Source organism: Bacillus sp. SA1-12 (assembly GCF_000981385.1).
Lineage (GTDB): Bacteria > Bacillota > Bacilli > Bacillales > Bacillaceae > Metabacillus.
This window is the reverse complement of record NZ_LATZ01000119.1, coordinates 426,853-442,934: the sequence shown is the minus strand read 5'-3', so window position 1 is coordinate 442,934 and position 16,082 is coordinate 426,853. Positions and strand designations below refer to the sequence as shown.

At 35.3% G+C, this 16,082-nt stretch carries 19 protein-coding genes; 4 read left to right on the top strand and 15 right to left on the bottom strand.

Features of this window, described 5'->3' with window-relative positions:
- Window positions 1–106: 106 nt before the first annotated feature.
- Window positions 107–658 (bottom strand): dihydrofolate reductase family protein, encoded by a 552-nt coding sequence (locus WQ54_RS21565; RefSeq protein ID WP_046587160.1) that lies wholly within the window; start codon window positions 656–658, stop codon window positions 107–109.
- Window positions 659–977: 319 nt separating this feature from the next.
- Here WQ54_RS21565 and WQ54_RS21560 point away from each other — a divergent pair, with 319 nt between their 5' ends.
- Genes WQ54_RS21560 through WQ54_RS21555 form a run of 3 tightly spaced genes read left to right on the top strand, consistent with a single transcriptional unit; the run spans window position 978 to window position 3,285 of the window.
- Window positions 978–1,598: a TetR/AcrR family transcriptional regulator gene (locus WQ54_RS21560; RefSeq protein WP_046587158.1), complete on the top strand. Its 621-nt coding sequence runs from the start codon at window positions 978–980 to the stop codon at window positions 1,596–1,598.
- Window positions 1,598–1,744, top strand: a complete 147-nt coding sequence (locus tag WQ54_RS33845; protein WP_156178043.1) for a hypothetical protein — start codon at window positions 1,598–1,600, stop codon at window positions 1,742–1,744. Before WQ54_RS21560 ends, WQ54_RS33845 begins: the two co-directional genes overlap by 1 nt.
- 29 nt (window positions 1,745–1,773) lie before the next feature.
- The gene (locus WQ54_RS21555) at window positions 1,774–3,285 is read left to right on the top strand and encodes a DHA2 family efflux MFS transporter permease subunit (protein ID WP_046587157.1); all 1,512 of its coding nucleotides are present in this window, start codon (window positions 1,774–1,776) and stop codon (window positions 3,283–3,285) included.
- Window positions 3,286–3,526: 241 nt separating this feature from the next.
- Here the strand turns inward: WQ54_RS21555 and WQ54_RS21550 are convergent, their stop codons facing one another.
- From WQ54_RS21550 to WQ54_RS21495, 12 genes are all read right to left on the bottom strand, one after another.
- A complete protein-coding gene (locus WQ54_RS21550) occupies window positions 3,527–4,405 on the bottom strand; it encodes a fructosamine kinase family protein (protein WP_046587156.1) in 879 nt (292 codons plus the stop codon).
- 633 nt (window positions 4,406–5,038) lie between these two features.
- Window positions 5,039–5,479, bottom strand: a complete 441-nt coding sequence (locus tag WQ54_RS21545; protein ID WP_046587155.1) for a GNAT family N-acetyltransferase — start codon at window positions 5,477–5,479, stop codon at window positions 5,039–5,041.
- A 286-nt stretch (window positions 5,480–5,765) separates the two neighbouring features.
- The gene (locus WQ54_RS34870) at window positions 5,766–5,879 is read right to left on the bottom strand and encodes a helix-turn-helix transcriptional regulator (RefSeq protein WP_231597603.1); all 114 of its coding nucleotides are present in this window, start codon (window positions 5,877–5,879) and stop codon (window positions 5,766–5,768) included.
- 808 nt (window positions 5,880–6,687) lie between these two features.
- Entirely contained in the window at window positions 6,688–7,020 is a 333-nt protein-coding gene (locus WQ54_RS21535) for an IDEAL domain-containing protein (protein ID WP_046587154.1), read from the bottom strand.
- Window positions 7,021–7,189: 169 nt separating this feature from the next.
- Window positions 7,190–7,600, bottom strand: a complete 411-nt coding sequence (locus tag WQ54_RS21530) for an Rrf2 family transcriptional regulator (protein WP_046587152.1) — start codon at window positions 7,598–7,600, stop codon at window positions 7,190–7,192.
- Between the two features lie 220 nt (window positions 7,601–7,820).
- On the bottom strand, window positions 7,821–7,955 hold the full coding sequence (locus tag WQ54_RS21525) for a BA3454 family stress response protein (protein WP_046587150.1): 135 nt from the start codon (window positions 7,953–7,955) through the stop codon (window positions 7,821–7,823).
- 58 nt (window positions 7,956–8,013) lie between these two features.
- On the bottom strand, window positions 8,014–8,409 hold the full coding sequence (gene spxA / locus WQ54_RS21520; protein WP_046587148.1) for a transcriptional regulator SpxA: 396 nt from the start codon (window positions 8,407–8,409) through the stop codon (window positions 8,014–8,016).
- 757 nt (window positions 8,410–9,166) lie between these two features.
- Entirely contained in the window at window positions 9,167–9,718 is a 552-nt protein-coding gene (locus WQ54_RS21515; RefSeq protein WP_046587146.1) for an acyl-CoA thioesterase, read from the bottom strand.
- Between the two features lie 292 nt (window positions 9,719–10,010).
- Window positions 10,011–10,520 (bottom strand): tetratricopeptide repeat protein, encoded by a 510-nt coding sequence (locus WQ54_RS21510; RefSeq protein ID WP_052737898.1) that lies wholly within the window; start codon window positions 10,518–10,520, stop codon window positions 10,011–10,013.
- 526 nt (window positions 10,521–11,046) lie between these two features.
- On the bottom strand, window positions 11,047–11,367 hold the full coding sequence (locus WQ54_RS34865) for a class I SAM-dependent methyltransferase (protein WP_231597602.1): 321 nt from the start codon (window positions 11,365–11,367) through the stop codon (window positions 11,047–11,049).
- Window positions 11,368–11,523: 156 nt separating this feature from the next.
- Window positions 11,524–11,961, bottom strand: a complete 438-nt coding sequence (locus WQ54_RS21500; RefSeq protein ID WP_046587144.1) for a hypothetical protein — start codon at window positions 11,959–11,961, stop codon at window positions 11,524–11,526.
- A 246-nt stretch (window positions 11,962–12,207) separates the two neighbouring features.
- A complete protein-coding gene (locus tag WQ54_RS21495) occupies window positions 12,208–13,176 on the bottom strand; it encodes an NAD(P)-dependent alcohol dehydrogenase (protein WP_046587143.1) in 969 nt (322 codons plus the stop codon).
- A gap of 384 nt (window positions 13,177–13,560) precedes the next feature.
- Here WQ54_RS21495 and WQ54_RS21490 point away from each other — a divergent pair, with 384 nt between their 5' ends.
- Entirely contained in the window at window positions 13,561–14,529 is a 969-nt protein-coding gene (locus tag WQ54_RS21490; protein WP_046587141.1) for an NAD(P)-dependent alcohol dehydrogenase, read from the top strand.
- Between the two features lie 185 nt (window positions 14,530–14,714).
- Here the strand turns inward: WQ54_RS21490 and WQ54_RS21485 are convergent, their stop codons facing one another.
- Window positions 14,715–15,386 carry a hypothetical protein gene (locus tag WQ54_RS21485; RefSeq protein WP_046587139.1) on the bottom strand — a complete coding sequence of 224 codons (672 nt, stop codon included), beginning with the start codon at window positions 15,384–15,386 and terminating at the stop codon, window positions 14,715–14,717.
- A gap of 2 nt (window positions 15,387–15,388) precedes the next feature.
- Window positions 15,389–16,072, bottom strand: coding sequence for a GNAT family N-acetyltransferase (locus WQ54_RS21480; RefSeq protein WP_046587137.1), 684 nt, complete (start codon window positions 16,070–16,072; stop codon window positions 15,389–15,391).
- Window positions 16,073–16,082: the final 10 nt, after the last annotated feature.

The window sequence follows — 16,082 nt, the reverse complement described above, 5'->3', positions numbered from 1 at the left end:
CAACTGACTTAAGAAGTCTTCATATAGTTTATACTTTGCAGCCCAGTATTTTGGGGTGCAGTCCAATTCTTCCGATGCTTTTTTACACATTTCAATCTTTTTCATCCTATGTATAAATAATATGATAAGTCGGTTTGAGGACCCCATTAGAATACTGTTTCATGTCCGCTAACTTTAATCTCAAACATGGCTTTTCGTTGCCAAACAATGAAATACCTCCACCGACAATAATTGGATTCACCTTTAACACTAATTGATCAATCAGTTTATGTTTCAGTAACGATCCTGCCAATTCTCCCCCACCGCAAAGCCAAATCTTCCCGTTCTCTTTTTGTTTGAGATTCTTAGTAAACCCAATCGCATCTTCTTTGATAAGTTCGACTTCCTCATTTGACTCAAACTGCATGGAGCTTGAAAAGATATAATGTTTGATGCCCTTATATCCCGGTTCACCTGGATTAGCACCGAATTTAAAACCAAACTCATATGTTTTTCCGCCCATCAACACAGCATCGTAATGCTGAATATCAGATAAAAAATCCGGTACATGCTCTCCTTCAAATAAAAAGTGAGAATCCGTAATATTTCCATCGATCATCGCTTGATCTGCAATAAAGTTGTCTAGTGAAACAGCAACATGATAAATTAATTCAGCCATTCAGTCATCCCTCCAAGAATATGAATTGACTAATTAATTCTATACAACGATGCTTATTTCCTTTTCTTGTTAATGAATCTGCCGGTTAACTAATAAGCATTATTTCATGTTGTGAAACCATGGTGACCTTTTTAACTGACTATTTTACCATCGCTGAAAAAATGACAATCACCAATCAATTACTTAGCTTACATCCATTTAATACAAAAATATGACACAGTGTCATATTTATATTGACTTTATGACACTGTGTCATATATAATTTGTATGTGCTTAACTATGACACGGTGTCACTTTTGAATAAGGAGAATCATTTACTATGCCAAAACAAACGTTTTTTCACTTAGCTAAAGATAAACAGGACATCTTAATTCAATCTGCTAAAGAAGAATTCTCCAGGGTTCCCTTACATGAAGCATCGATTGCCAATATTATTAAAAAAGCGGGAATCCCAAGAGGCAGTTTTTATCAATATTTTGAGGATAAGGAGGATTTATTCTTTTACCTATTAAATCAGCTTGCGGAAAAAAATCATGAGCGGTTTATCTCGATTTTGAAGGAGAAAAACGGAGATTTATTTGAAACCTTTATTGGGATTTTCCGCTTTATGATCAAGAGGCACAGAGAGGCGGAACACAAAAACTTTTTTAAAAATGTGTTTTTAAATATGAACTATAAAAAAGAAAAAACATTAGCAAATAATATCTACATGGAGAATCAGAAAAATCAGTATTTAAGTACGATTAACCTGATTAACCGGGAAAAATTGAACATTCAAGATGAACGGGAACTCCAGCAGGTTATGAAAATTATAAGTGCAGTCACCTTTCAAAACCTTATTCAGGTGTTTGTAAAGGAATCAAGTGATGAAGAAGCTTTGGAAAATTATATGTTACAAATTGAACTGCTAAAAAGAGGGCTTCAAAAGGAAGATCACTGATGGAATCACATAATAGAACAAAAAAAGAATCGATTGATTTTAAAAAAATTGTAGAAAGACTTAAAAAACAAGGAATTCATGCACAATTATGTAAACGACCTGCCTTTCTGGACATGTCGAGTAAAGAATGCATGGGTAATCCTTAAAGAATTTTATAAAATAAGGGGATAGATAGATGGAAACAGAATTACAACATAAGAAACCGCCCTATTTGATGATTGCGATCTTATTTGTCGGTGCGTTCGTATCTTTTCTAAACAACTCGCTTTTAAATGTGGCACTGCCTTCAATTATGGCCGATTTAGGTATTAAAAATTATTCTACGATCCAGTGGCTTGCAACTGGTTATATGCTTGTCAGCGGTGTCTTAATTCCGGCGTCAGCCTTTTTATTAACGCGGTTTTCAAACCGCAGCTTATATTTGACATCAATGGTCATTTTCACCTTAGGTACAGCATTAGCAGCCTTTGCACCAAACTTCGGTGTCCTGCTTACTGGGCGTATGATCCAAGCAGCAGGTTCCTCGGTCATGGGTCCGTTATTGATGAATATTATGCTTGTCAGCTTCCCGCGTGAAAAACGCGGTACAGCAATGGGGGTTTTCGGATTAGTTATGATTACCGCGCCAGCCATTGGGCCGACATTATCAGGTTATATTGTCGAACATTATAACTGGCGTTTACTGTTCGAAATGATTTTACCATTAGCTGTGATTACGCTATTATTAGCGGTTTGGAAGCTTGAAAATGTGATGGAACAAAATAAAAACGCGAAGCTTGATTACATTTCAGTTATTTTATCTTCAATCGGTTTTGGCGGATTACTTTATGGTTTCAGTGCGGCAAGCTCTGATGGCTGGACTGATGCCATCGTCTTAACCACTCTCATTGTTGGGGCGATTGCCTTAGCTGCCTTTATCTATCGTCAATTTAAAATGGAAGAACCATTGTTAGATTTGCGTGTATATAAGTACCCAATGTTTGCTCTTGGTTCAGTTATTGCCATTGTTAACGCAGTGGCGATGTTCTCAGGGATGATTTTAACACCGGCATATGTTCAAAATGTACGTGGCATATCACCGCTCGATTCAGGATTAATGATGCTGCCTGGTGCGATTATTATGGGCTTGATGTCCCCTATTACAGGTAAGCTCTTTGATAAATTTGGCCCGCGTCTTCTTGCTGTAGTAGGCTTGGCCATTACCGCTGTTTCAACTTACATGTTAGCACACTTACAACTTGACTCTAGTCACACCTATATTATTCTTATTTACACATTGCGCATGTTTGGGATGTCAATGGTTATGATGCCAATTATGACAAATGGTTTAAATCAATTGCCAACTGTATTAAATCCACACGGTACTGCTGTTAACAATACAGCTCAGCAAGTTTCAGGTTCGATCGGTACTGCTGTTCTTGTTACGATTATGAACTCAGTAACAAAAACGGAAGCTGAAAGCCTAATGTCAGGTGTTGATCCAACAACGATGACAACAGCTGCTCAAGCGTTGTTAACACAAAAAGCTTTATTAGCTGGGATACAATACTCCTTCTATGTCGCTTTAGGTATTAATATTGTGGCTCTCCTATTAGCCCTATTTGTTAAACGTGTTGACACAAGTAAAGAAGCGGTTAGGAAGTTAAATCAGCAAGGAAATAAGCAAATGAAGGCTGAGACTGTTTAAACAGAAAAGCGTAAGTGCTTTGATCAGCTTAGCGCAAATAAGACGCACATGAATAGAATGCCTTCATTGCCTTCAATAGATGAGTAGCTAGACACAAAAAACTAAGTATAAAATGTTATCATATCTTAAAAAGTCGATTCCATTGATGGATCGACTTCTTTTTTGCTGATTATTTGAAGGGCTACCTTCCTGTTTTCTGTTGCTCTATTAAGGATATTCATTTAATAGAAAGCTCTCATTGTTATATACTTCCATAATCCCCTACATATTTCGTTAAAATACGATCCACCGCATTGCAGTACTTTTCTCCAAACATGTTTAAATGAACGAGCAAATAGTATAATTGATAAAGCTCTTTTCTGTTCTGGTATTCGGCAGATAGTGGGTAGATGGAAGTATACGCATCATAGAATTGTTTAGAAAAGCCGCCAAATAATTCAGTAAAAGCCATTTCAAACTCATGATCTCCGTACAATACAGAAGGATCAATTAAATACGGGGCACCATTTTTTCCTGCAATCCAATTTCCTCCCCATAAATCACCATGCAAGATACTTGATTTCGGTTTTTCTGGGAGCCATTCGTCTATTCTTTCAATTAATTTGAGTAATTGTTTTTCTCGTCTTCCTGTGATTTTTTTTAGTGAGTGACCGATTTTCAATTGACCCATTAATCGTATGTCGCGATAATAGGTAACCCAGTTATCCAATAGCTTATTTTCTTGCTTTAATTTTCCGATGTAACTTTGTTTTTCAAATCCATATCCTTGACCTTCATATAAATGTAAAGCTGCAAGCCTTTCACCCAACAATTTTTCTGTTTCTTCATTTTCCGTACCACTAATCCATTCCATCCATAGCATTGGCGCCTCTTTATTATCTAATACACCATAAATGGTTGGGACATCGATTGTGTTTGTCTGTTTGATGAGCCGAAGCCCTTCTGCCTCAAACTGAAAAAAATCTGTATTTACTTGTTGATTTAATTTAACAAAATATTCATTGCCCTTTGTTTTTATATAAAAAGCTTCATTTATATCTCCACCTGAAACAGGCTTTAGGGTGTCAATTTTTCCGAGGTCTCCTAATTGCTTTAAGCCTCTTTCAATCAGCTTATTCATGGATATGCTCCTTTTTTATTGGGGTTCTTTATCATATTTTTACCTACTCGCGTAAAAAAGGAAAGCTCTCAACATTTTGGTTAACATAATATTTTTCTCGTTAACTGTCTTTGAAGTTAGAAAATACGTAACCAGCAACTTTTAATTAAACGTTTGTTTAAAAAACAGTAAAAGAAGTGCATTTATCTGAACAATAACTCTTTTTTGTTGAATAACTAAGTAAGCCATATGGATTTTCTTCCAGCCAACATCAATCTTTTATTTTCATCTAGTTTCAAGATCACTGTCATCTTTATTGAAAAAATGATCAAGGCAATCTTGGCAAGCAAAATTTCCTGGGCAAGCGCATAAACTGACTTTTTCCATCAATAAAAGGATGATTTCGAGTACTTTCTGCAAGTAATGGCAGTTTGACCTGTCTTCTTAAGAGAGGCACTCGCAGCTTTTGCTTACAAGGTTCCTCTTAAGCCTTCTCTCCCTTACTGGACATATTCAATAAAAACCTTGAACAGCTAGAGCCATTCAAGGTTATTTTAGGGTTCTTTCAAAAGTTGGCATGTTCGTTCTCTAAACACTCACCATTCCTTGTGAAACGTATGTGCAATATTTCCATCATAAAGGTTAAATTCCTTTTTACTTAACGCTCCTGCTTAAAAACATTAATCTTTCAAACTCTGAAAATCCGTGTTTCTTATAAAAGTCTTCGGCAGGAATACCTCTGTCGGTTAATAATGAGATGGTCCTTACGCCATCTGATTCTAGTTCTTCTATTAAGAATTTCATCAGCTTAGATCCAATACCGGTATTTTGTTCCTCTACCCTAACACACATTTCATTAATAAAAAATTCGTCTCCTCTCCACCAATGCTTGCAAGTACCAAATATAAAGCCAATCATCTCTTCCCCATCTACAGCGACGATGCCTTTAAAACCTGGGGTATTCGTGAAGTCAAGTAAATAGTTCTTTGCAGTTTCTTTCTCCCATTCATCATTCCATGGTTCTTGATTAAACACATGGATAAAGGTGTTTGTGCATGTTAAGAGGTCCTTATCTTCAAATAGGTTAAGTTTCATTATCAGTTCTCCTCAATTTTTAGCCAATATGATATTGGCACTTCTGCTGCTCCGTAGGCATTTCGAAAGTGCACAGAAAGTTTACGCGCATTTTCCATGTATGATTTATCCCCTGTTGCATCTTCCCCTAAAACAACAAGCTTTCACCGGCTTTAATCTGATACATTTCCCGTGCTTGTTTTGGAATAACAATATGTCCTCGCTCCCCTGCTTTTACAACGTCAAAGAATTGTTTTCCCTTTATGCCCAGCTGCTGTACCTCTTCTTCAAACATATCACAGGATGACTAATCCAATGTTACCTGAAAGATTTCGGCTAACAGTTTACATTTTTGAATATCAGGCAATGCCTCTTCGTTTTCCCACTTTGCAATGGTCTGACGCGATACGTTTACCCTCACCGCTCATATTTCCTGACTCATTTTATTCCTTTTACGCAAAAATACGAAAATTCATACAAATAATATTTTCATCTCCTTATATGATTTACAATATATAAGGCTTTGTAAAAAGTCTATCAACATTTTTGCAATATTTTATGTTTATGATCGTGGCAATGAATCATCTCTTTTCGCTTGGCTAGTACCAGCGAAGCCTGTCGCCACCTGCAATAAGGAATTGTCAAGATAGAAAAAGTTATTTATGTTTACATTTCTAACACCTATACCCCCATCCTATATTAGATGGGGGTAAAATAAAGTTGTTAACTAATTTATAAAGGATACTTTTACATAAAGTCATTTAGAAATTTAAGTTTTTTATTTCACAATCGCGCCATATTCTTGAATAATAATTTAATTTAAATGTCCATTCCAAAACAGGAAGATTATTATTCATAGCCTATATAAAATTCTCTCTCAAACTTACTAACCAATGAATCTCATTATTCCGCGTTTCATAGCTCCAGCGTTTCTTAGTTCCTTTTCCCCAGTTTATTGCGCAATTAATCAAAGAAGTGAAACTTAAAATAGTAACTGCCCGTAAAAAGCCCGATTTAGTCTCGCTTTATCTCATACAAGTTCTCCTTTTTCTACCTGCTGAGCAAGGCGATTCCGCTTTTCCTATCACAACGACTTTTGACAATTGATAAACCTCAATATCCTATTGGCGTAATGACCTTCCCCGGTCGTCAATCCTGCTGTCATACCTCTGTTAACATTAACGCATTTCGGCTATAAAATATCTCTATTAATTAATCTATAAGGTTTATCATTTTCCATTAACAAGCTGTTTCATTGAATTTAACTTAGAAGAAAGCTCAATAAACCATTCTTCATCTCCTGTTGATAATGCCAAGTCTATTAGAAATAAAAGTTGTTCCTTGTTTGTCACTTTTGAATCAGGCAATCTCTTAATCTGTTTAGCTAATACTGAAATTGTTTTTCCAATCGTTTCATTATTATCGCTTGTAACAACAGTAACCTTAACTACTCCTTTTGGGATATCAAGTGATTCGATATAACCAACTATTAATTCACCGTCCTGTGATTTCCCCTTAATCCAATCACCTGTTTTTAACATTTGATTTTTATTGGCTTTCATACCTTTTTCACCTTCTTACATTATTTATCGTTCTTAAGAAAGATATTCTATTGAACATCTATCAAACTTCTTCTCATTCTTTAGTTACAGCATTCAGTCTAACTGTAATTATTATTATTACATTTATAAGAAAAAGATGCTTGCCGGTATTTATCATTCAGGCCACTCATTATCCTTGATTGACAAGATCGACAACTTCTTTCATTGTGTATTCCCTTAAATATTTACCCAAATGTTCTTCAGCACCTAAAAAAATGTTAAATAGGACATTCTGCATGTTAGCGCCGACAATGCATTGTTCATTTGATGCAGGACATCTAGGTTGCAAAGCACCTACAGAGGTTATCTTATAAATATCCCAGAGATTTACTTCACCAAGATCCAGAGCAAAAATAAATCCCCCGCCAGTACCTTCTTTTGAGTTGATAAATCCATGTCTCTTTAATAAACTTAGTACTTTACGAATGCGTACCGGGTGGACACCAGCACTTTCCGAAATAGCATCACTTGTTGACATTCGGTCTGGCTGCAGTGCTAGAAAAGTTAAACTGTGAATGGCAAGTGTAAAATCACTATTCATGGCCAGCCTCCTAAGAAGAATAAAAATGCTAATTATCTTACTGCATTGAAAATTATTATCTGCATCTTTATTACTATTTATAAACACACTGTAATAATAAATGTTACAGATCATCTTGTCAAACATTTAAAAATTTAATCACGATATGAATACAAGGTATAATAATCAATTATTGCAACAGTAAAGCCTGTTCTGATTGTTTTAATCTTTGGCTATATAATTAAAGATTCCATTGTTTCTTAATTTGTTCTTCTGCCAAACGATTAATTTTTTCAAATGTCATATTTTTATTCACAATGACATTTGTTTGATAATATCTATCTTTATAATTAACTGTAATGATTACTTCAATCATCCGATTCTTCCTCCTTTCAAATAGTAATAAAGATAAATATAGGAGCAACTGAAACATATTAATTTGCTGCTTTTTGCAATTCGATGTTTAAAATTGTCCGAAGTCTGCGGGGCAGAAACCTGCGAATTTCTTCCTCGTTATATCCAACCTGCAATCTTTTTTCATCCTGGATAATTGGACGGCGCAGTATTTTAGGATCCTGCATGATTAATTTATAGAATTCATTAAGTGAAAGAGATTCGATATTAACATTTAATTTATGAAAAGATTTTGAATTAGTTGAAATAATCTCGGTAGTCCCTTCTTCTGTTAGGCGAAGAATCGATTTAATTTCATCAATTGACAAGGGATTAGACAATATATTTCTTTCAATATAGTCAATTTGATGTTCCTCAAGCCAAGCTTTTGCTTTTCGGCATGAAGTACAACTTGGTGTCGTATATATAATCACCATACGTATACACACTCCTTTATCTTTTTTTATTTCCTCCTGCTTCAACATTAGGGGATAAAATGTAACAAAAAATCTTACAGTTTAACTTCAAATAAACCGTAGTGTTTTTCAATCAAGAATGTTGTTTAATTACCTTAATGATTTATACATTTTAGAGAAAGATCTGCTTTACAAAAGACATATAACAAAGTTATATAAATAATCTCATAGAATTTATTTGCCGCAACTTTACTGTAATATTAATCTTTACAGTTCATTAAGTCAACTAAAAAGCTTTGGTAATATTTTGTTTTTTATAATACCTATAAGTTAACTTTAAAGAGTACTATTAAAATCAACGCCTGACATGCTACGTTTCTTATTGAGGTACATTTAGGAAAATGCGGATTTACAATGAAAAGAAAATTTCAAATGAAAAAGCCAAACTTAATTTGGTTAGGCGATATATCTGTTGCAATCTGCAACACAGACATTCATATCCTTTCTTGTCTTTATAATAAAATAAAGAATTATCTATACATTCTATATCAGAATGTATAAATAATTCCAACAAAATTAACTTCGATTTTCTTTCGATATTTCCAATGTTTACTCAAATATAAACCATTAACATACAGCTTCATTAGTTAATCATTTATTGTTTATGCATTCAGAATATTCAGACTTATAATGATATTATTATTGAATACGATACGGGAATCGATTAATTGCATGAAAAATGCACATAATAGATTGTAAATGCTGGTTATCATTCTGCTTATCCGGTAACAACACCATATAGCTGCTCATTCACATCAAGATGATTTGTGTTGATAAACGTTAATGTTTCGATAAGTTCTTTCGTTTCCTTTCGATGCCTTTTACGTGAAATGGCTCGCATTGGAGCAGTTTTAAATAAATACTCCTCTTCCTCTGTTTCAGGGATTACTTCTGGAACAGGCATTGGTTTTCCATTATCATCCACAGCTACGAGAGTCTGGAAAGATACCGCCGCAATTCTTCTTTCTCCTGTCATCAGGTCTTCAGCAGTAGACCTGATAAAAACTTCCATCGAAGTCCTACTTGTCCATGTTACATATGCAACTAAACATATAGAATCTCCTACCCGAACCGGAGACAGAAAATCAACTGAATCTGTGGAAGCTGTGACACACGGCCTTCTTGCATGGCGGGTTGCAGATAATACAGCCACTTCATCTATTAACTGCATTAGCCGCCCACCGAATAATGTGTGATGATGCTGGGTATCTGGTGGAAGGACAACATTTGCTTTGACACAACGAGAAAGTTTACATGGTTTAGCGTTCATAATTTCACCTCATGATAAAATAAATACTAGTTGTATTATAACAGATTAATTATATTTTTGTTGTTATAATATAGATAAATGAGAAAAATAGATAAATATGCCTATTTTTCTCATTTTTCCCTCATTGTACTTTAGAGAATTCTACTAACTAATTTCATGAATCCGTAGTCCCTGCCCCGATAGACATTAAAAAAGAGCTGCCGACCATAGTAGATCTTCAACTCTTGCACCCATTATCCGAATAACGAATAGCTTCTAATCGTTCTTTTATTTTAAATGATTGTTCATAAAGTTACTTAACGAACCCGTTTATTAAATATTTTCCCCACTCTCTCATCGCGACGGCTTCCCCTGCTTCAGCAGCTTTTCGTAACCATTTTTCTCCTTCTTCGATATTTTGCTCTAATTCACTACCTGCTAATAATCGATAACCTAATATTCTCATTGCAGTTGGATAGTGTGATTCAGCAGACTTTCTAAGCCATTTTTCTCCTTCTACACCATCTTTTTTAAGGTCTTCTCCAACAAGCAGACGGTAGCCTAATTCCATCATTGCCCATCTATCCCCCATTTCTGCGGATCTTCTAAGCCATTTTTCTCCTTCTTCTACATCTTGCTTAACTACTTTTCCTGTTAACAACTGATAGGACAACTCATTCATTGCCCCTACGTCGCCTGTATGTATGGCTGCGCGCAACCATTTAATCCCTTCATCTACATTAATTTTTTCTTTTTTTTCATTATAATCAATTATTTGTGTATTTTGTTCTGTAAAACTGCTATCCTTTTCATTTTGACTCATACATTCTCCTCCTAAAGAGTTTTTATACTATTGAGCTAGCCCAGGTAATAGTGATTCTTATTCACAATAGTTGTTCATAATTTGGATGTCCTTATTACAACAACAGAATTGTATCCAAGTAATATACTTTAAGATTATTAGGCAACCTATTGGTAATCTCTAAACTTAACATAAATATCTACTACACTTAAAAGGTTTCATTCAATTGTATTCCCTCAATTGTACGCTGAATCCTTATTTCAGAATTGCGCCCTTTAGTTTAGATTTTAATAAGAGCAGAACTGTTACTTAACAGGTTTCTCCAGAATTAGATAGATGATATCAGACCAATAACGTTCGATATGTTCGAGCTTAAGATTAGAATTTTCAATGATCTTATTGATATCTCTGTTACAATGACATCCAGAGACTTTAGTAAATAGTGGATCACTTATTTTTTGGGAAAAGGAGAGTAATGGATTAGAGCTCAGACCATGCTCCATTAACAAGATAATCCCATCCTTACGGCACCAACCATTAAATTTACTTAATGTAGCAATTGGGTCAGATAACTGCAAAGTGAAAGGGTTGATACGATACAATCAAAAGAGTTGTGTTCTAATTTCAACTCATTAATGTCTTCATGGATAAATTCTGCTTTTATTTGAAAAATTGATGCTGTTCTTTTGGCACTTTTAATCATCTCTGAACTAAAGTCAACTCCTGTGACCTCAACATTATTTCTATTATAGTAAGGAAAGTTCGCTCCCGCTCCAACTCCGACCTCTAAGACTTTTCCGTATGCGCTTTTAATTAATTTTTTTCTCAATCCTGCAAGCTTTTGATTTGAACGATAATTTTCATACATTTTTACCTGTTTATCATATTTTTTAATTTTCTTTTTTCACTTGCTCACTTCCTGTAAGATTGATGTAAATTTTGCGTTATCAAAGGTTTTTTGCAGATAAAACATTTGGAAAATAACATCTCAATGATAGGTCAAAATTGATTATGTCTCTATATATCATTCATTTTTAGACTTTTTCAATTGGAATATCACAATAGCAATAAGAGCGATTATTATAACAGCAGAGATGAAGCAGGTGTTGGTGAGTACATTCATTATGTGAAATGGAGCTTTTTGGACATAGATAGCCTTTACCCATTTATGATCGTTTTTTATTGCAATTGCACTTGAAGTTGATGTTCCTTTTATTTCATAATAATTTGTCCCTTTTGGGTAGTAGTTTGAAGCATTTCCGTAATAATTTCCAGTTATTTCATGAGGTGTGGTCCTTACTTCCCCTATCATTTTTCCAATCTCACTATCTTCGATAACTTCTTGTTTAACTTCATAAACCTTTCCGTTCCAAACAACAAAAGGATAAGCCCAAGACAAAGCTAGAACTGATGAAGAAAATATAAAGATAAAAAATATGAATAATAGCGCTGTTTTTTTCATTAACACCTCCAGTATAAAGCATTTTTTATTTTAATGGAAAACTTTAGAAAATAAAAATCTCTCTAACTACCAAATTTTTTCATTCACAACAATGTGGATGGTTGATTATTTCCTCTCTTATTCTCTAACTCCATCTCTTATCTTATTAAAAATATATAAATGTTTATGTGGAGTTTATAAATTTGGGAATGAACCATTTCTTACAACAGGTCGTTATTGTGTTTAGTTTAATAAAATCTTTTTTGGTTACACATTTATAATGACATTTCCCTTTTTGTGTCCTTTCTCAACATATCGATGAGCTTCAACGATCTCTTCAAACTGAAAGGTTCTATCAATGACCACTTTTAATTTTCCCATTTCAACAAGGTCTTTAAGGAAGATAAGAGCTTCTGAAGTTTCAGGTGAATTCCGGCTAAATATTAATTTCTTTTTGCTTGTCAGTTTAGTCCAAAGCATTCTGATATTTGGCAGCGGTTCCGTGATATTTATATAGGTACCGTTCTTTTTTAACAAATTCATACATGCTGTAAAGGAACTCTTGTTTACAGCTTCAAAGATCACATCATAGGTCCCGTCAGTTCTAGAAAAATCCTCTGTGGTATAATCAATTACCTTGTCAGCACCTAAAGATTTTACTAATTCTAAATTCGTGGTACTGCATACCCCAGTTACGTTTGCTCCGAAATGCTTGGCAAGTTGAACAGCAAAAGTTCCTACACTTCCTGAAGCACCATAAACTAAGACCTTTTGTCCGCTTTGAATATTGGTTTTTGTTAGAAAATACAATGCTGTGCGTGCCCCAATTGGAATAGCAGCGGCTTCTGCATACGTTATATTGGAAGGTTTAATAGATATCGGACCATCTTCCGGAAGACACTTATACTCCGCATAAGCGCCGAAATTGGCCAAGGTTGCTGCAAATACCTGGTCACCTTTCTTAAACCTTTTTACATCTTTCCCAACTGACTCCACTTCTCCAGAGAACTCCATCCCTAATATCTCTTTTTTTGGTTGCTTGAAACCAAGTGTTATTCGAGCAGGGAGCCAAAAAGCAGGAGGAACTGTAAAACCTCGTGCCCGAATATCTGCTACAGTTACAGTAGTCGCTTTTATTTTCACCAGAATTTCCTTCTCTTTAGGAATTGGTTTTTCTACCTCTTTCAATTGTAGAACATCGGGAGGACCATACTTTGTGTATACAATTGCTTTCATTTATTCTCCTCCAATCAGTTAAATGTATGAATACCTAAAACTACGAATAAATAGAACTATAGTTTCATATTCAATCAAGAATCGTACATTTTTATCATACTCACTAGCTATTAAAATCAGTCCCCTGTTTGAGAAAACCCAGCAAATAATGAATCTATTTCATGTACGAAATCGTATAGCAATTGGTACTCAATTTAAAGAGAAATGGTAAAGTTACCATCATTTGAGCCAGTATCTTTAGTAATTTTTTTATATGACCTTCAACTTCCTTTTACTTTGAGTATGGCTTTTAAGAAGGAATGAACATCTGGAATATCTACATTAGAGAGTATTTTCATTTTTCAGGTAGATTCCAATCCATTTAAGAAAGTTGGAGGGATTATAATGAAAGCAATCGTTAGTTACAAATACGGTACGCCAGAAGTTCTTGAAATGACTGAGGTAAAAAAACCTGTTCCTTTGGATCATCAAGTATTAGTAAAGGTTCATGCGGCATCCTTGAACTATGGAAATTTGATTCTGTTGAAAGGGAAGCCAGTTTTAGCCCGATTAGCCTTTGGACTGCTAAAACCCAAATATTCCATACCAGGCGGAGACATCGCAGGTCGAGTTGAGGCCGTTGGCAATAATGTTAAGCAATTTCAACCGGGAGATGAAGTGTTTGGAGATCTTTCCGGTTGCGGCTGGGGTGGTTTTGCCGAATATGTTTCTGTTCCGGAAAGTGCATTAGCATTAAAGCCAGTCAATCTTTCCTTTGTTGAAGCAGCTGCTGTACCTATGGCTGGTTCAACAGCATTGCAGAGTCTGAGAGATAAAGGCAACATCCAAAAAGGACAAAAGATATTGATTAATGGTGCCTCTGGCGGTGTAGGAACCTTCGCAGTACAAATGGCCAAATCTTTTGGTGCAGAGGTAACTGGTGTATGCAGTACAAGAAATGTAGACATTTTACGTTCACTTGGAGCTGACCATATTATTGATTATACAAAGGAGAATTTTACAAAGAAAACAACAACATATGACTTGATTCTTGGTGTTAATGGATCTCAGCCGCTTTCTGCCTATAACCGTGTATTACATCCCAATGGTATTTTTGTGCATGTCGGCGGATCCGAAGTGCAAATGTTCGAGGCCATTGTCCGAGGGCCATTGATTTCCATGACAAGCAGTAAAAAAATGAGTACCTTTTTACAACGGCCCAACCAAAACGATCTGTACTTTATGAAGGAACTTATCGAAGCGGAAAAAGTAAAGCCTGTTATTGATCAATGTTATCCACTGGAAGAGGTTTCAGATGCATTCCGATATTTTGAGAAAGGACACGCAAAAGGAAAAGTTGTTATCACGATATGATTATTTTTGTAAATTAAGCTCTTTCTCATAATGCATAAAGGTATTTAAGATAATAAGCAAAAAATATTAAAAGGCACAACTTTACAAAGCTAAGGATGTGCCTTTTAAGCTTTTACAGAGTGTTAAATGGTAAAGGCACTTCAAAATGTTAGAGATTATTAACATTGAAGTGCACTCTATATATCTTATAAAGGCATTAGAGCTATACGGCTCTTTGCTTCTAAATCTTGGACCATTGAATACCAGGAATCTGGTTTATAAGGCAATACTGTATAATATCTTGTTAAAAATTTAACAACTAAATCAGTTGGGAGCTCGTTCGTTCCTTTTTCCATTGGCAGGAAGCAAAGATCAAGGCCGGTTACTGCTGTGCCATCATTGTCCCATGATGGATGAACATATTTAAAATCAATGCGCTTATAGCCAAGGTGAGCTAAAACTTCACGGCGAACATACGGGTCCATTGGTTTAATTCCGCCAAATTCATAATGCTCAACCTGATAAGGATTATATATTTCAGCAAACATACCATATAAGTCTTTGTTATTCGCAGCAGCTAATTCCTGTAAGTCTGCTAATCTATTTTCTGCTAAAAATGGTCCTACTCCAAGTCCTGCTACCCCGATAATCGTAAAGTCTGTCATCGCCACATTAAAATCTTCATAGTATCGGTACTCAGTTGCTCCTACTACTTTCCCGTTAAGGACTGCAACAAAAACACGAATTCCCGGATCCTCTAACGGTTCTTTCCAAAGCTCAAAGTCTAATACTTCTTCCTTAGGGAAAACATCTTGCATTAGTTGGTGCATTTGTTTAAATAATGGATCTACTATATTTGTTATTCTTAAAAATTCCATGTTTATTCCTCTCCTTTAATGGATGTAAAGCAAGGGTTTTTCCACTCCATAAGGACACCATAATGGTGAGACTCCTCATCTTCCAGGTAGTTAGCAACAAGTTTTACAGGTGTCCGTCCGCATCGCAATAAGAAGGTGATGACAGGATCTTTTAGGTTTCCTTTCATCACTTCATTGATATAGTCATGTGCTGTCAACTCATGCGCTACTTTATGATAATCAGGCATTCTTCCGCCGCCAAGCAATCGTTCCAAGCCTAAATGAACAACTACTTCATACATCGACTGCATTAACCATTTTCCCAATCCGTATTTACGATAAGCAGGACGTACTCCTATATCAACGACATATAGTGTATTTCCATTAGGGGTATGGTTTTTGATATAGCCATTATCTGTTATTTCTTCCCAAGAGTGCTCAGGATGATGTGGGTCAAAATCGACAATTAAGCCTGTCATTGATGCAACAATTTCCCCATTCACTTCCATACATAGAGCACCTTCTGGAAATAACTTTACATGATTTGAAAGCTGCTCCGTATTCCACCATAATTCAGCTGGAAATGGAGGCGGAAAACTTTCCTCTTGGATCTTGATCAATCCTGCAAAATCTTCTGGTTTATAATTGCGAATAATGGCAGGAATCGGCTGATCATCATTGAAAACATAAAGCTCCTTAAGGTACATTTGGTCCTCC

Bases quoted from the DNA above. Each gene is read 5' to 3' on its own strand.
- WQ54_RS21565 (WP_046587160.1), bottom strand. From the start codon at position 658: ATGGCTGAATTAATTTATCATGTTGCTGTTTCACTAGACAACTTTATT.
- WQ54_RS21560 (WP_046587158.1), top strand. From the start codon at position 978: ATGCCAAAACAAACGTTTTTTCACTTAGCTAAAGATAAACAGGACATC.
- WQ54_RS33845 (WP_156178043.1), top strand. From the start codon at position 1,598: ATGGAATCACATAATAGAACAAAAAAAGAATCGATTGATTTTAAAAAA.
- WQ54_RS21555 (WP_046587157.1), top strand. From the start codon at position 1,774: ATGGAAACAGAATTACAACATAAGAAACCGCCCTATTTGATGATTGCG.
- WQ54_RS21550 (WP_046587156.1), bottom strand. From the start codon at position 4,405: ATGAATAAGCTGATTGAAAGAGGCTTAAAGCAATTAGGAGACCTCGGA.
- WQ54_RS21545 (WP_046587155.1), bottom strand. From the start codon at position 5,479: ATGAAACTTAACCTATTTGAAGATAAGGACCTCTTAACATGCACAAAC.
- WQ54_RS21535 (WP_046587154.1), bottom strand. From the start codon at position 7,020: ATGAAAGCCAATAAAAATCAAATGTTAAAAACAGGTGATTGGATTAAG.
- WQ54_RS21530 (WP_046587152.1), bottom strand. From the start codon at position 7,600: ATGAATAGTGATTTTACACTTGCCATTCACAGTTTAACTTTTCTAGCA.
- WQ54_RS21525 (WP_046587150.1), bottom strand. From the start codon at position 7,955: ATGATTGAAGTAATCATTACAGTTAATTATAAAGATAGATATTATCAA.
- spxA (WP_046587148.1), bottom strand. From the start codon at position 8,409: ATGGTGATTATATATACGACACCAAGTTGTACTTCATGCCGAAAAGCA.
- WQ54_RS21515 (WP_046587146.1), bottom strand. From the start codon at position 9,718: ATGAACGCTAAACCATGTAAACTTTCTCGTTGTGTCAAAGCAAATGTT.
- WQ54_RS21510 (WP_052737898.1), bottom strand. From the start codon at position 10,520: ATGAGTCAAAATGAAAAGGATAGCAGTTTTACAGAACAAAATACACAA.
- WQ54_RS34865 (WP_231597602.1), bottom strand. From the start codon at position 11,367: ATGTATGAAAATTATCGTTCAAATCAAAAGCTTGCAGGATTGAGAAAA.
- WQ54_RS21500 (WP_046587144.1), bottom strand. From the start codon at position 11,961: ATGAAAAAAACAGCGCTATTATTCATATTTTTTATCTTTATATTTTCT.
- WQ54_RS21495 (WP_046587143.1), bottom strand. From the start codon at position 13,176: ATGAAAGCAATTGTATACACAAAGTATGGTCCTCCCGATGTTCTACAA.
- WQ54_RS21490 (WP_046587141.1), top strand. From the start codon at position 13,561: ATGAAAGCAATCGTTAGTTACAAATACGGTACGCCAGAAGTTCTTGAA.
- WQ54_RS21485 (WP_046587139.1), bottom strand. From the start codon at position 15,386: ATGGAATTTTTAAGAATAACAAATATAGTAGATCCATTATTTAAACAA.
- WQ54_RS21480 (WP_046587137.1), bottom strand. From the start codon at position 16,072: ATGTACCTTAAGGAGCTTTATGTTTTCAATGATGATCAGCCGATTCCT.